We start from the raw sequence: 14,468 nt of genomic DNA on the forward strand, positions 1-14,468 counted from the left end.
ATATACCTTGCAATTTAAACGATATTATTGAAAAGGCATTATCTTTAGTAAGTAATCAACTGTTTTCACGGCAAATTGAGGTTAAAAAACAGCTGGCTTCCAATCTGCCTTATGTATATGGTTCGACGATTCGCCTGGAAGAGGTATTACTCAACCTATTAATGAATTCAATGCAAGCCTTGGATGCAGTTGATGCCAGTACCAGACAGCTTACTATCCGTACCTGGCATGATGATGACAGAGTCTATCTGGAAGTGAGTGATAATGGGCCTGGTATTGATGATAAGATCAAAGATCGAATTTTCGAGCCGTTTTTTTCAACCAAATCTGGTGACTCAATGGGGTTGGGCTTGTCAATCGTTCATTCGATTGTTATCGCCAGCAATGGCTTGATTAGTGTAGGCAACAGCTCTTTTGGCGGCGCTGCAATTAAGGTATCGTTTCCGGTATATTGTGGGACCTAGTACCTTGGCCGGGTTGGAAATTTAGGTTAGATCCGCAAGATAACCAAAGTTTTAATCCGGTCAAGGTACTCTAGCAGGAGGAGGGCCGTTAGTGCATATTCTACTTGTTGATGATGAAAATGAAAGCAGATCTTTTCTGGCAGATTATTTATTATTGCTTGGGCATCAGGTTGTCGAGAGTTCTTCAGGAGAAGAGGCTCTTCAAATATATCGGGGAAATAACTTTCAGATGGTTTTATCAGATATTAAAATGGGGGGGATCTCGGGGATTGACTTAATACGCGAGATAAAATCCCTTAAGCAGCAGCGGGAGGCCGATCTTGTACTGTATACCGGTTTTATCGATATTGCGCTGGCAATCGGTGCTTTGAGGGCTGGGGCCTATGACTATCTGACTAAACCAATTAATGTCCAGGAGTTAAAGGCGGTTCTAAGCCGGGTGGAAGAACACCAGGCGTCAATGCCGGAAAAATATATCGTTACCCAGACTCTGGAAGAAGGGGCGAAAAATTCAGTACCAGGGGTAGATAACCAGGTGGATCAACCCCAAAAATCTGTTGCCGAACAAGCCGGAATTGCAAGAATAGGGATATTCTCCGAGCAAATGAAGCGGATTGTTCAACAGGCTGAGAAATATCATACTGATCGCTCATTACCTGTTTTAATTCAGGGTGAAACCGGTGCGGGTAAAGAAATCATTGCCAGGATGGTCCACTACGGCAAGATGCAAAATGCCGGGCCTTTTGTTGATATAAACTGTACTGCCATAACCCCCAGCCTGTTTGAGAGTGAGCTTTTTGGTTATGAAGCAGGTTCATTTACCGGTGGCACAGCCCGCGGCAGTAAAGGCAAACTCGATATGGCTATGGGCGGAACCTTATTCCTGGATGAAATAGCTGAGATCCCAATAGAACTCCAGGCAAAACTGCTGCGGGTCTTAGAGGAAAAGAGTTTTTACCGGGTTGGCGGCTTAAAAAAGATTAGAACAGATTTACGCATAATATGTGCAACAAATCTGGATTTTGAAAAACGTATTGAGCAGGGTTTATTCCGCAAAGACTTGTACTATCGTCTAAAAGTAGGCCAGATAATTATTCCGCCGCTAAGGGAACGACAGGCAGATATCCTGCCGCTGGCCCTGATGTTTTTACAGGATTTCTCGCAACGCCGCGGCAAGCGCTTTACTCAAATCAGTAATGCAGCTGCTGAGTTCCTATTACACTATCCCTGGCCGGGCAATGTCCGGGAGCTGCGGAATGCGATGGAATGGGTTTCGTTTATGCATGATGATGAAGAACTCAAAATCGAACATTTGAGTAATCTGATTAGTGGGAAGAGCAGCATAACACCGGAAACTGAAACACCACCTGTAGTTCCGGAAAAAACTGTCTTGCAGCCAGAACACTATGTGCTGCAAGAACACCTCGATCATCTTGTGGAAGAAGCACTGGAAAAGTGCGGTGGCAATAAGACCAAGGCTGCGCAATACCTTGGCATATCGGTAAGAACACTGTACTATCGTCTTGAAAAGATGCACAAGAAACGATCAGGGATATAATGTAGTATTTTGTCCAGCTATGTAATTTTTGCAGGCTGCAAAGAGAATGTATGCAATTCTTGCAGACTGTGCAATTGCGCACCTTGAAAACAAGGGCTTGTTTAGCATTAAAATGAATTATTTAAACAGCCGCAACTTTCGGAAAGTTCCTGATAAATATAGACTTTTTAGACAAATCAAAAAATACAAGCATAATTGCTACAAGAGCATGCCTAATTGGCATGCTTTTTGCAATTGTAATAAAGCATCATGGCTGATCGGTATCAATGTGAAAACCATTGCCAAATCGGTTTGTGCCAACAATTAAGATAGAGGAGGGACAGGAGAGCTACAACTACGTTAACACGGTAAAAAGGAGGATTTTATATGAATTATTGTACACCCCCCGAGATTGCTCAAAATTGTGTGGAGGCGCAGGTGAAAAGAGCGACAATGCCTGCCGGTAAACTGTTCATATTAGGCATCCTTGCAGGTTGTTTTATTGCTTTTGGTGCCGAAGGGTCAACCATGGCTGCGCATGACCTGACATCACTGGGGGCCGGCTGGCAGCGATTTATTACCGGCTCTGTGTTTTCAGTAGGACTTATGTATGTCGTTATCTGCGGTGCTGAGTTATTTACAGGCAATGTCTTAATGCTGACCGCACTTTTCTCCAGAAGACTTAGCTTATATGATGTGTTGCGAAACTGGACGATTGTGCTGGCGGGAAATCTGGTAGGTGCGGTATTAATTGCCTGGATTATGTATATGACCGGACTTTTTAAATTTAATAACAATTTATTAGGGGCATCTGCTTTGGCGATTGCTGTTACCAAAGTAAACCTTACCTGGTCTGAGGTATTCTTTCGGGCAATTTTATGTAACTGGTTAGTTGGCCTGGCGGTCTGGATGAGTTTCTCCTCAAAGGATATTATCAGCAAAGTGGCCACCTGTTACATCCCGATCATGACGTTTGTTATGAGTGGTTTTGAGCATAGTATCGCCAATATGTATTATCTGCCTGCCGGGCTGTTTGCCAAAACATTGCCTGCGGTTGTAGAAGCAAGTAAATTGGGAGCTAAGGTAGATACCTTAACAATTGAAACCATGGTTATGGGCAATTGGATCCCCGCCATATTGGGAAATATCGTTGGCCTTGGTGTCTTTGTTGCCACTTTTTACTGGTATAGCTATATTCGCGATACAGCAGCAATCCCTTCAGGGAAAAGTGTTTCATCTATAGCTGCCACAGTAAAAAAGTAGCCCATTTTAGCTGTATTTGATTATTTGTGTCCTGGATGCTCCCAACGCTGGCTGGTCTAGCCGCTGCATTATGATAGTGGAGCAATGGCGAAATCAATTGTTGGGAGGAAGATGAACAATGGATACAAAATTAAACGCTTTTGTTATCGTTGATTCCGAAAAGTGCATCGACTGTAAGGCTTGTGAGCTTGCTTGTGCGCTTGTTCAAGCGGGTACCGGCCCGAAGGTGGCAGGAGCTATGGACATACCGGTAACACCACGCCTGTTTATTATCAAGACAGCCGCGGTTACGGCTGAAACTAAAGCTGATCTAATTGAAAAGAATTTTATGGTAGTGAGCAAATGTGATTTATGCATAGAGTGCTCTTCAGATAGACCAGCATGTATTAATGCATGCCCTGTGCAGGCACTTGAGCTTGCTTTTATTAGGTAGCCAAGGAAGAACCGCACAATGCTGAAGCTGCCCTAACCTTGTTAATTCGGTGAACGAATTTATTGGCAACGCTCCACCGCTGGCGCTTGACTTTCGCTTTTGTCAACACACCACCAGCCTGCAAAACTTTAACGCGTTGTATACAGATAATAGATTGCATATTTTTGACAAAATAGGAGGCGCTGTTATGTCAGTAAATAAAACTGGTATTATCCGAATTGATCAGGAATTGTGCACCGGCTGCCGGCTCTGTGCCGGTATTTGTCCGGTTGATGCCATCGAAGGGGTAAAAGGGCAGCCACAAACAATCAATTATGAGCGGTGTGTACTTTGCGGCCAATGTGTTCAGGTCTGTAGTGCCTATGCGTCGATATTTGATAATCGTATTAGTTCGCGGGAGCAAAAAATTCATGAACGCAACATGCTTGACTCAGTAAAAGAGCCAATGTTTGCAACCTATTTTACCGGCAATGCCCCGGAAGTGAAAAATGCATTGGCCAGTAAAGAACTGTTTACGATGGTGCAATGTTCCCCGGCTGTGCGGGTCGCTATTGCCGAAGAATTTGGTATGCCATTTGGGAGTCTGACACCGGGAAAAATGGCTGCAGCTTTACGCAAATTGGGTTTTACCCGGATTTATGACACCAATTTTGCAGCCGATCTAACGATTATGGAAGAAGCCAATGAGTTAATTGAACGGGTGACCGAGGGTGGGGTGCTGCCGATGTTTACCTCCTGCTGCCCGGCCTGGGTTAAATATCTTGAGCAGGACTACCCGGAGCTAATTTCTCATCTCTCCGCTTGTAAATCCCCGCAACAGATGGCTGGCGCCCTTTTTAAGACTTATGGCGCTCAAGTCGATGGCGTAGATCCAGCCAAGGTCTACAGCGTCTCTGTTACCCCCTGTACTTGTAAAAAATTTGAAAGCGAGCGGCCGGAAATGAAAGACAGTGGTTATCGGGATGTAGATGCTGTGATTACTACCCGGGAACTTGCCCAGTTAATTAAAGATGCCGGCATTGATTTTAATAACCTGACTGAGGGGGATTTTGATAAGCCGCTGGGGACATATACCGGTGCCGGTACCCTTTTTGCCGCTACCGGTGGTGTGATGGAAGCTGCGCTGCGTACCGCTTATGAGTTACTTACAAGACAGTCAATTCCCGATTTGAATCTCAATTTTGTCAGGGGCGGCGAGGGTGTTAGAATAACCACTGTCAAAATCGGTGAACTCGAACTCAAGGTTGCTGTTGTTGCCGGACTGAAAAATGTTGTGCCATTGCTAACAGCTATTCAGGCTGGTAAAGCTGATTTTCATTTCATAGAAGTAATGACTTGTCCCAATGGCTGCGTAAGTGGTGGCGGGCAGCCCAAAGTACTGCTGGCACGTGATAAGAATACTGCCTATGCGAGCCGCACCTGCAGCGCTTATAGGCATGACGAAAACTCGGAATACAGAAAATCACATGACAATCCTGATATGCAAAAGCTATATGAATATTTCCTGGATGATTATAACAGCCATCGTCTGCTCCATACTAAGTACACCTCAAGGAAGTTGGCAGATGTATACCCGCGTTGTAGTTAATCCCTCTGGCAACAAATATTTACGTTGGGTTAGGAGTGAATTTAGTGCTTATTGATCAATTGTATCTTGTTGTGCTCGCCTTATTCGGTCTGGGCATAATCTCCACAATTGTCACTCAAGGTAGTTCCAAAACTACGAATTATATCTCCCATGGTTTGGCAGCATTAGGGTGTTTGACGGCTGCGTTCTGTGCAATAGCGGTATTGGGGACGCAGGGGCAGGTCATCACCTTTTCCATCGGGGCACCGCTCGGGGTGCTAAAAGTCCGGATCGACTATTTATCGGCGTATTTTCTGCTGGCCTTTGGTGTGGTTGGTACTGCTGCCAGTATTTATGCCATTGGGTATAGCCGTGAATATTACGGCCGCCGGTTTGCTGTGTTAGCCGCACTATTTAATGCATTTTTACTGTCGATGGTCCTGGTACTGACGATGAGTCAGGTAGTAGCCTTTGTTATTGTTTGGGAACTGATGACGGTAGTGTCATTTTTCCTGGTTAATCATGAGTATGAAAAGAGCTCAAATACAAATGCTGCTTATCTGTATATTTTAATGACCCATGTTGGCACAGCCTTTATTGCCATCGCTTTTCTGCTGCTGGCAACAGGGTCTAATAGTTTGGACTTTGAGTTTCTTAATGGCAGCGCCCTCTCAGCTACGATGAGAAATGCAATCTTCCTGTGTGCACTTATTGGTTTTGGTACCAAAGCCGGGGTTATGCCGCTGCATATTTGGTTGCCGGAGGCCCATCCTGCAGCTCCCAGCCATGTTTCGGCCATGATGTCCGGGATTATGATTAAAACGGCAATCTATGGCATGGCCAGGTTTTTCCTTGATTTCCTGGGAGTAGGACCAGCCTGGTGGGGTGGACTGGTATTAGTTCTCGCCATTATTTCTTCAGTTCTCGGCGTTCTGTACGCTATTATGGAGCATGACCTCAAGCGCCTTTTAGCCTATCATAGCGTAGAAAACATCGGGATTATTCTCCTCGGCGTTGGTGCCGGCATGGTATTTATGAGTTACGGGCAGCAAACGCTGGCTGGTCTAGCCTGGGCTGCAGCTCTCTACCACGTATTCAACCACGCGATTTTTAAATCGTTGTTGTTTATGGGGGCTGGGGCTGTGATGTATGCTACCCATACTAAAGATGTAGAGCACCTGGGTGGACTTATCAAAAAGATGCCTTATACCGCCTTATTCTTCTTAGTAGGAGCTGCCGCAATCTCGGCGTTGCCGCCGCTTAATGGATTTGTCAGCGAGTGGTTTACCTTTCAGGCGCTGTTCTTTCTGCCCACAGCAATCGGTGGTGTAGTTGGTAAACTGAGCGCAGTTGTTTTGATTGCCCTGCTTGGTTTGACAGGGGCCTTGGCTGCCGCCTGTTTCGTAAAAGCCTTTGGGGTTACCTTCCTTGCCAAGCCGCGCAGCAGTCATGCCGAACAGGCAACTGAAGTTCCGGGTACTATGTTGATCGGCATGGGATCGCTGGCCCTGGTCTGTGTGGCTGCCGGTGTTTGGCCCCAATGGATGGTTGGTATGCTGCAAACTGTGGTAGCCGGCCATGCCGGGGTATCTATGGACGGATTGTTTCAAACAAGTCAATGGTACGCTGTTGGCTTTCAGGTACAACAAAGCAGCGCTACTGGTCTGATGACTATGCCGGTGGTGGTCATTCTAATTGTCATCGGTCTCATTGCCGCATACGCCTTTGCCCGGGCGGCCGGAACCCCGAAAGTTGTTACCGGAGAGACCTGGACCTGCGGTATTATCCCGACAGCCCGGATGGAGTATACAGCTACCGGTTTTGCTGAACCGATTCGCCGGGTATTTGGTGACATTCTGCATCCGGTCACCAAAATTTCAGCAGACCAATCCCGTAATCCATACCATGGTGTTAAGATGTCGATGGATGTTCATATCCGGCATCTCATTAATGAATACATGTACAGCCCGCTGGCCAACGGGGTTCTGTTTTTGGCCAATAGCTGCAAACGTATTCAGGCAGGCAGTCTGCAGCTGTACATTGGTTATATCATGGTAGTCACAGTAGTTGTAATGATTATTGGTACAAGGTGGTGACAACATGTCGATTACATCAATTATGATTCAAATTATCGTATTAGTTTTGCTGGCGCCGCTCATTCAAGGCGTGATAAAAAATACTAAAGGGCGTTTACAAAGCCGGCGTGGACCCGGTTACTTTCAACCATATTTTGATTTTATTAAATTCCTGAAAAAAGATCACGTTGTTTCGCCAACGGTATCATGGATTTTCCATTTTGCCCCGTATATCTATTTTGCTACAGCAATTGGTGCTGCCGCACTTGTCCCGACAATCTTTACCAACAGTGGTATACAATTTGATAACCTGTTTATATTAGCTTATCTGTTTGCTGTGGGCAGGTTCTTTCTGGCAGCAGCCTCGCTGGACGCAGGCAGCTCGTTTGGTGGCATGGGTGGATCGCGTGAGATGTTTATCAGTGTGCTTGTTGAACCGGCCTTGATGATTACGATATTTACTGTAGCATTTAACGCTCATTCAACTGTATTATCAACGATGGCCAGTACTGCAGCTAACACACCCATCTCGTTTTCGGCAATTTTGGCAGCTATTGCCTTTATGATTATTACAGTAGCTGAGACCGGACGTATTCCTGTGGATAACCCTGACACTCACCTCGAACTGACGATGGTTCATGAAGGCATGGTGTTAGAGTATTCCGGGAGACCAGTGGGACTGATTTTCTGGGCTTCAGCGATTAAGCAACTAGTATTTATTCTATTGATGGTCAATCTGTTTATTCCCTGGAATATACCGGGTTTTGATGCTGCGCCTATGTCGGCAGTATGGATGGGTATAAAGGTTGTTGCAGTGGCTGTTGCGCTGGCCTGTATTGAAAGCAGTACCAATAAAATTCGCCTATTCCGGGTGCCGGGCCTTATGGTTGCAGCAGGCTGCTTGTCTTTGCTGGCAATAGTGGCGCAGTAAGAAGGGGGTAAGTATCACATGGATTTATTAACTATCCTGCTCATGTCGGCTGCCATCTTTCTGACACGAGTGACAAACCTAAAGCTAGGGATCAACATTATTGTTGTCCAGTCGGTCATTGTAGCCTTAGCCTGTGCTATTGTTGGTATTCATACCGGTGAAGTCCATATGTATATTGCCGCCCTCTTGACTGTTGTCATTAAAGTAGGGCTTATCCCTTACGCCTTATACCGGGTTTTGCCTTATCTTCATGAGGAACGTGAAATTGTCAAACCCAATTTTACTACTTTTACCGCAATCTTATCAATTATTCTGGCCTATGGTCTGATTGGAAAAGCGCTGCCTGGTTTTGCAGCTAATTCAACACTGCCTGCGGCGATTGCATTGTCTTTTATTGGCCTGTTGCTGATCATGACCCGCCGTCAGGCGCTAATGCAAACAATTGGTCTGATCACTATGGAAAATGGCCTCTACTTAATGGGTCTGTCGATTACCCAAGGCTTGCCCCTGATCATTGAGCTGGGAATATTCTTCGACGTTTTAGTAGCTGTTGTTGTCCTGGTCATTTTAACGTATCGCCTGAAGCTGTCATTTGAGACCACCGATACAGGCCTGCTTAAGAAGTTAAAGGGGTGATATTATGCAACAACTGATCTTAATTGCGCTGGCAATACCGATAGTTACCGGGCTGTTAACCTTATTACAGCGAAGCAAGACCACAATTAAAGCAATTAATTTTGCCGGTAGTTTGGCAACAAGTACAATTTTAGTCTTAATTATCCATAATATTACGCAGCAAAAGGTATTCAGTTCTGAATATTTTCATTTAGATAATCTGAGCGCGGTTATGCTGTTTGTTGTCGCGTTGCTTACCTTTACGGCAACGCTCTTTTCGTTGTCTTACATGGAGAAGGAGGTAAATGGCGGTCATATCACAATGGCGATGCTGCCGCGTTATTATGCACTGCTTAACCTCTTCAGTTTTGCGATGATTAGCGTTATTGTCGTCGGTAATCTTGGGCTTATGTGGGTAGCCGTTGAGGGAACCACGTTAGCTTCAGCATTGCTGGTTGCTTTCTATTTTAACCGTGACTCGCTGGAGGCTGCCTGGAAATATGTTATGATCTGCACGGTGGGCATTTGTCTGGCTTTACTGGGCACGATGATCCTGTATTATGCGCAAGTCAGTGTGGGAGCTGCTGCCGGTCAACCTTTAGACTGGGTAACACTCAAAAAAATTAGCGGCAGTCTGGACCCGGCCATTGTAAAGATTGCCTTTGTGTTCATTCTGATTGGCTATGGAACCAAAGCCGGCCTGGCGCCGATGCATACCTGGCTGCCTGATGCTCATAGTCAGGCGCCGTCACCAGTCAGCGGGCTGTTATCAGGAGCCCTCTTAAGCTGCGCTTTGTATGCACTGGTTCGCAATATTATTATTGTGCAGGGCTCAATTGGGCCTGAATTCGCGCAGTATATGCTGCTCGCCCTGGGACTGCTGTCAATCGCCATCGCGATTCCGTTTGTCCTTGTACAGCATGATGTAAAAAGGCTGCTGGCCTATTCCAGTGTTGAACACATGGGGATTATCACGTTAGGATTAGGGGTTGGGACTCCCCTTGCGGTCTATGCTGCCCTGTTGCATATTGTCAATCATGCTGTCGCCAAATCGGCGCTGTTTTATCTTGCCGGGGTAGTAACCCAGGAGTATAACACCAAGGAGATCAAACAGATTTTTGGCATTGCCCGGGTTATGCCGCTGGTAGCGACTTTGTTTATTGTTGGCATTCTGGCGATAACCGGAACTCCGCCGTTTAATATCTTCATAACCAAGTTTTATATCGTTTTAGCGATGTTTGAAAATCAGCAATGGTTGCTTGGCAGTATTACCCTGCTCTTACTTACCGGGATTTTTGCCGGCATGATGTACTATTGCCTGAAAATGGGGTTTGGTGCCGCACCGAATGGGCAGCACAAATTCCACCTTGGTGCAACTACCACAATGGCTATGGTTTTTTCTTTCGCCATTATTGTTCTGGGTGGATTATATTTGCCGCCAGTAGTGAATAACGTACTGGTACAGGCTGCGGAAATTGTATTAGGAGGTTAAGCCAGTGGTTGAATATATAAGCGTATCCGCAGCTAAACTTCAAGAAGCTGCTTATGCGGTATATGAGGAGGGCAAACACGGCCTTGTTTCGATGTTTGCCAATGATGAACGCAGCTTAAACGGCAACTATGCCATCTACTGCGCCTTTTCAGTGGAAAAGCAATTTAAGGTTGTTAAAGCCTTGGTAGATCCGGCCGGAGCGCTGGAATTCCCCTCATTAACACCTAAAATATCAGCAGCAGCCTGGTATGAACGTGAGATTCACGACTTATTCGGCCTGACACCGGCAGGGCATCCTGATTTGCGGCCGTTGGCACTGCATGAAAACTGGCCTGATAATATATATCCATTACGCAAGGATTTCGATGTCCGCACACCAGTGCCGACAGTGCATAAAAAATGGCACATGAACAGTGTTGAGGGTGAGGGTGTCTTTGAGGTGCCGGTTGGACCGATCCATGCCGGTATTATTGAACCCGGACATTTCCGCTTCAGTCAGGCCGGTGAAACAATCATGCGCCTGGATGCTAAAATGTTTTTTGTTCATCGTGGCATTGAGAAGGCTATCGAGGGATTGCCGTTAGCAAAGGCTTTTTATCAGGTTGAACGCATTTCCGGCGTTTGCACGGTCGCTCATTCAGTGGCTTACTGTCAGGCAATCGAAGCGCTGGCCGGTGTGCAAGTGCCCAGACGGGCCCAATATTTGCGGGCCCTTGTTGCCGAGCTGGAACGCCTGTATAATCATGTCGGGGATATCGGCAACCTGTGTGCCGGTATGGGCTTTGCGGTGGCCATTATGGCCGGGGCCCGCATGAAAGAATATATTATGAGGGTTAATGAAGCACTGACAGGCCATCGCTTCCTGCGCGGCATGGTGGTTCCCGGCGGGGTGCGCCAGGATATTAATGATGATCTGGAAGAGATTATTATTGATTTGCTGGATAAACTGGAGCCGGATTTTACGGGGATGATTGGTCTTTTCCGCAATAATGATGAGTTTTTAAACAGGGTTAATACGACCGGGATTGTACCACGCCAGGCAGCCCTGGATTTGGGTGTAGTAGGGGTTGGGGCGCGGGCTTCCGGGGTGGATGCCGATATCCGGCGCGATAATCCGTATGGATGCTATTCTGAGCTCAAATTCGACGTTCCTGTATATACGTCAGGCGATGTTGCTGCCAGGCTGTGGGTCAGGGTAGATGAGGTATATCAAACGATGAAGCTGATTCGTCAGATCTTAGTCAATATGCCGTCAGGGTCGCTTATGGTTGAGATTCCGGCGATTAAGCCTCACAGCTCCGGCTTCGGCTGGAGTGAATCGCCGCAGGGCAATTGCCTCCACTGGCTGATGACCGGCGAGAATAACACTATATACCGGCTGTTTGTGCGCGCCGCTGCCTATCCTAACTGGCCGGCACTGACTGTAGCTGCTCCCGGCAATATCATCCCGGATTTCCCGCTTGTTAATAAAAGCTACGAATTATCTTATGCCTGCCTCGACCGATAGGAGGAATAGACATGTTAAATGTATTACGTAAAATAATAACTACCGGCACAGTAACGGAAGACTGGGAAACGGCGTTGCCGCCCCAGCGCTCCCGGGGCGAGGTGGTAGTACAGTCCTCTAATTGCAATGCTTGTAAGAAATGTGCCGATACTTGTCCGACCAGGGCCATTAAGGTCGCCCCGGGAGCAATTAGCATTGATCAAAAGGCCTGTGTTTTTTGCGGGCTTTGTGTTGAGACCTGCGAGACTGCCTGTTTTAAACAGACCAGCAACTATAAATTGGCGATGCTGGGCGGATCGCTGGCCGAAGAAATGGCACCGGAACTGAAACGGAAAATCCGGGCCGTGTTAGGCCGCTCCCTGCATGTCAGACATGTTGATATTGGTTCCTGTAATGCCTGCGATTTCGAGATGACCCATATATGTAATCCGATTTACGATATCCAGCAGTATGGAGTGGATTTTGTGGCGTCACCACGCCACGCCGACCTGCTGATGGTAACAGGGGTTGTCACCCGGAACTCAACCCAGGCACTACAGATGACTTATGAAGCCACACCCCATCCGAAACTGGTTATGGCAGTAGGTGCCTGTGCCGCCAGTGGTCAGGTGTTCGGCGACAGCTATGCAATCAGAGGGGCTGTTGATGCCATTGTCCCTGTCGATATCTATGTGCCTGGCTGCCCGCCGCGGCCGCAGGCTCTGATTCACGGCCTGATGCTGGCTTTGGACCGGCTGAAGTAAATTTACAATACAACGATAAAGCCCCCCTTGCTGTAGAAAATGTACCGCAAGGGGGGTTATGCTATCTTGCCAGAGTTCCTACAACCCGCCAATCGTTGTTTCCGCTTCTTTCTAAAACCATATTAAAGATTTTGCCAGTATCTTTTTTGATTACCTCAACAACTGCTCTATTGCTTGTCCGGGTCAGCAGGGTAAAAGAATCCGTATACCGGTTAAAACCATAGAGTGAAGCAGCATTTTTCACAACGTCAATAGGGTTGCTGACAGAATAGGCATAGTCAGAACGATAGTGATTAGAATCGCTGCGGTAATAGATCCGACCGTCTTGATACCAGGCTTGGTTTTCATCAGAACTTGGCCAGCTGTGCTGATGCTGATGCCAACCCCCCCGATCATAGCCCCGGTCATAGGATCTACTTCTGTCTTCATACCGGCTTCTGTCCTCATGACGATTTCTCTCGGCGTAAACCTTTTTTACCGATGTTTGTGTATCCTTATCAAGTTGTGTTGTATAGTTAGTAGCTGAGGCCGGTGGTACTGAGGGACTTTCAGCAGCAAAGGCAACCGGGATACCTGGCAAAGCAGCACCGGTCATAATGGCTGCACCGGCAAGTGCGGCAGCATAACGTTTATATTTGCGGCGAAGGTGGTGGCTCAGTTGCTTACGTTTGGCTGATTTTCTTTCCAATTTATATCCCTCCTTATTTTATTGTTTAGTGTCCCACACTTTCGCTGTCGAAATTCCTGGTATATGCAAGCAACTAAATCTGCGGTGCCATCAGGTGCGTAATATTATTTACATAAATAGAAGGTGCAGGGAAATCAGCATAGAAGGTCTAATATAGTTATAAAATGTCATTGAGGTGAAGAATAATGAATTTTGGTTTTACTGAAATAATTTGGATTGTTTTGTTATTATTTACCGTCTTACCCATGATTCAACAAAGAAGCATTGCCGTGCGGCGGTTAAGTCTTCTGCGAAAAATTGAGGAGAAGCGGCAGTCACGTGTTATCAGCCTGATTCATCGTCAGGAAGCAATCAGCCTTTTGGGTATTCCGATTAGCCGGTATATTAATGTGGAAGACTCCGAGCATATCCTGCGTGCAATCCGCCTAACCCCTGATGACATGCCAATAGATCTAATATTACATACCCCGGGCGGCTTAGTTCTGGCTTCAGAGCAAATTGCCAGAGCACTGCAACAGCATCAGGCGAAAGTAACTGTTTTCGTACCGCATTATGCGATGTCCGGAGGAACCCTGATATCACTGGCGGCAGATGAAATCATCCTTGACCCGAATGCTGTGTTAGGGCCGGTGGATCCGCAACTGGGCCAATATCCTGCGGCATCTATCTTAAAAGTTGTTCAACAAAAAAATATTAACCGTATTGATGACAACACCTTGATTCTGGCTGATATGGCAGAAAAAGCAGTCAGGCAGGTTCAGGAGTTTGTTGAAACCCTGTTGCTGGACAAGATGTCTGCTGCAAAAGCCAAAGAGCTGGCCCGGATGCTGGCTGAAGGCCGCTGGACCCATGATTACCCTATAACTTGCGAAAAATTGCGGGAAATGGAGCTGCCCTCCATCTGTAACGAAATGCCTTTAGAGGTATATGAGCTTATGGAGTTATATCCTCAACCAGCACAACAGCGCCCGTCGGTACAATACATTCCACTGCCTTACGATAATAGTAAAAAACCACCGAGATAAAACCCCATTCAAGTTCTGTTTGGCAAAAGCAACCCGCAACTACCCGTGAGGAGAGTCGTGCGGAAAATATTTATATTGCCGTAACGTCATTTTTATAGTAACATGATTATATTCTATAGCCTGATAAG

Annotated in this window: 13 protein-coding genes; 12 read left to right on the top strand and 1 reads right to left on the bottom strand. The window is 46.5% G+C overall.

What is annotated here, in order from left to right; translation table 11 throughout:
* The 11 genes from VN379_RS04230 to nuoB all read left to right on the top strand — a co-directional run.
* Positions 1–464 (top strand): sensor histidine kinase (locus VN379_RS04230; protein WP_325531120.1); only part of this gene is annotated, 464 nt, incomplete at its 5' end.
* A gap of 91 nt (positions 465–555) precedes the next feature.
* Positions 556–2,022 (top strand): sigma-54 dependent transcriptional regulator, encoded by a 1,467-nt coding sequence (locus tag VN379_RS04235; RefSeq protein ID WP_325531122.1) that lies wholly within the window; start codon positions 556–558, stop codon positions 2,020–2,022.
* Between the two features lie 366 nt (positions 2,023–2,388).
* A complete protein-coding gene (locus VN379_RS04240; protein WP_325531124.1) occupies positions 2,389–3,264 on the top strand; it encodes a formate/nitrite transporter family protein in 876 nt (291 codons plus the stop codon).
* A 118-nt stretch (positions 3,265–3,382) separates the two neighbouring features.
* Positions 3,383–3,697 (top strand): hypothetical protein, encoded by a 315-nt coding sequence (locus VN379_RS04245; protein ID WP_325531126.1) that lies wholly within the window; start codon positions 3,383–3,385, stop codon positions 3,695–3,697.
* Between the two features lie 187 nt (positions 3,698–3,884).
* Positions 3,885–5,285 carry a [FeFe] hydrogenase, group A gene (locus VN379_RS04250; protein WP_325531128.1) on the top strand — a complete coding sequence of 467 codons (1,401 nt, stop codon included), beginning with the start codon at positions 3,885–3,887 and terminating at the stop codon, positions 5,283–5,285.
* Between the two features lie 44 nt (positions 5,286–5,329).
* Positions 5,330–7,360 (top strand): hydrogenase 4 subunit B, encoded by a 2,031-nt coding sequence (hyfB, locus tag VN379_RS04255; protein ID WP_325531130.1) that lies wholly within the window; start codon positions 5,330–5,332, stop codon positions 7,358–7,360.
* A gap of 4 nt (positions 7,361–7,364) precedes the next feature.
* Positions 7,365–8,270, top strand: a complete 906-nt coding sequence (locus VN379_RS04260; protein WP_325531132.1) for a respiratory chain complex I subunit 1 family protein — start codon at positions 7,365–7,367, stop codon at positions 8,268–8,270.
* Positions 8,271–8,288: 18 nt separating this feature from the next.
* Complete coding sequence (locus tag VN379_RS04265) at positions 8,289–8,906, top strand: hydrogenase (RefSeq protein ID WP_325531134.1); 618 nt, start codon at positions 8,289–8,291, stop codon at positions 8,904–8,906.
* 4 nt (positions 8,907–8,910) lie between these two features.
* Positions 8,911–10,377 (top strand): hydrogenase 4 subunit F, encoded by a 1,467-nt coding sequence (locus VN379_RS04270; RefSeq protein WP_325531136.1) that lies wholly within the window; start codon positions 8,911–8,913, stop codon positions 10,375–10,377.
* A gap of 4 nt (positions 10,378–10,381) precedes the next feature.
* Positions 10,382–11,884 carry an NADH-quinone oxidoreductase subunit C gene (locus VN379_RS04275; protein WP_325531138.1) on the top strand — a complete coding sequence of 501 codons (1,503 nt, stop codon included), beginning with the start codon at positions 10,382–10,384 and terminating at the stop codon, positions 11,882–11,884.
* Between the two features lie 11 nt (positions 11,885–11,895).
* Positions 11,896–12,627 (top strand): NADH-quinone oxidoreductase subunit NuoB, encoded by a 732-nt coding sequence (gene nuoB, locus VN379_RS04280; protein ID WP_325531140.1) that lies wholly within the window; start codon positions 11,896–11,898, stop codon positions 12,625–12,627.
* A 61-nt stretch (positions 12,628–12,688) separates the two neighbouring features.
* Here nuoB and VN379_RS04285 read toward each other — a convergent pair whose 3' ends face one another.
* Entirely contained in the window at positions 12,689–13,315 is a 627-nt protein-coding gene (locus VN379_RS04285; protein WP_325531142.1) for a hypothetical protein, read from the bottom strand.
* Positions 13,316–13,500: 185 nt separating this feature from the next.
* On the opposite strand from VN379_RS04285, the gene VN379_RS04290 reads away from it, so the two are divergent.
* Complete coding sequence (locus VN379_RS04290) at positions 13,501–14,340, top strand: SDH family Clp fold serine proteinase (protein ID WP_325531144.1); 840 nt, start codon at positions 13,501–13,503, stop codon at positions 14,338–14,340.
* Positions 14,341–14,468: the final 128 nt, after the last annotated feature.

The sequence above is a fragment of the Sporomusa sp. genome (assembly GCF_035561255.1).
GTDB lineage: Bacteria > Bacillota > Negativicutes > Sporomusales > Sporomusaceae > Sporomusa.

What these genes read in the sequence shown, in the direction of transcription:
- VN379_RS04240 (WP_325531124.1), top strand. Translation starts at nt 2,389, where the DNA reads ATGAATTATTGTACACCCCCCGAGATTGCTCAAAATTGTGTGGAGGCG.
- VN379_RS04245 (WP_325531126.1), top strand. Translation starts at nt 3,383, where the DNA reads ATGGATACAAAATTAAACGCTTTTGTTATCGTTGATTCCGAAAAGTGC.
- VN379_RS04250 (WP_325531128.1), top strand. Translation starts at nt 3,885, where the DNA reads ATGTCAGTAAATAAAACTGGTATTATCCGAATTGATCAGGAATTGTGC.
- VN379_RS04260 (WP_325531132.1), top strand. Translation starts at nt 7,365, where the DNA reads ATGTCGATTACATCAATTATGATTCAAATTATCGTATTAGTTTTGCTG.
- VN379_RS04265 (WP_325531134.1), top strand. Translation starts at nt 8,289, where the DNA reads ATGGATTTATTAACTATCCTGCTCATGTCGGCTGCCATCTTTCTGACA.
- VN379_RS04270 (WP_325531136.1), top strand. Translation starts at nt 8,911, where the DNA reads ATGCAACAACTGATCTTAATTGCGCTGGCAATACCGATAGTTACCGGG.
- nuoB (WP_325531140.1), top strand. Translation starts at nt 11,896, where the DNA reads ATGTTAAATGTATTACGTAAAATAATAACTACCGGCACAGTAACGGAA.
- VN379_RS04290 (WP_325531144.1), top strand. Translation starts at nt 13,501, where the DNA reads ATGAATTTTGGTTTTACTGAAATAATTTGGATTGTTTTGTTATTATTT.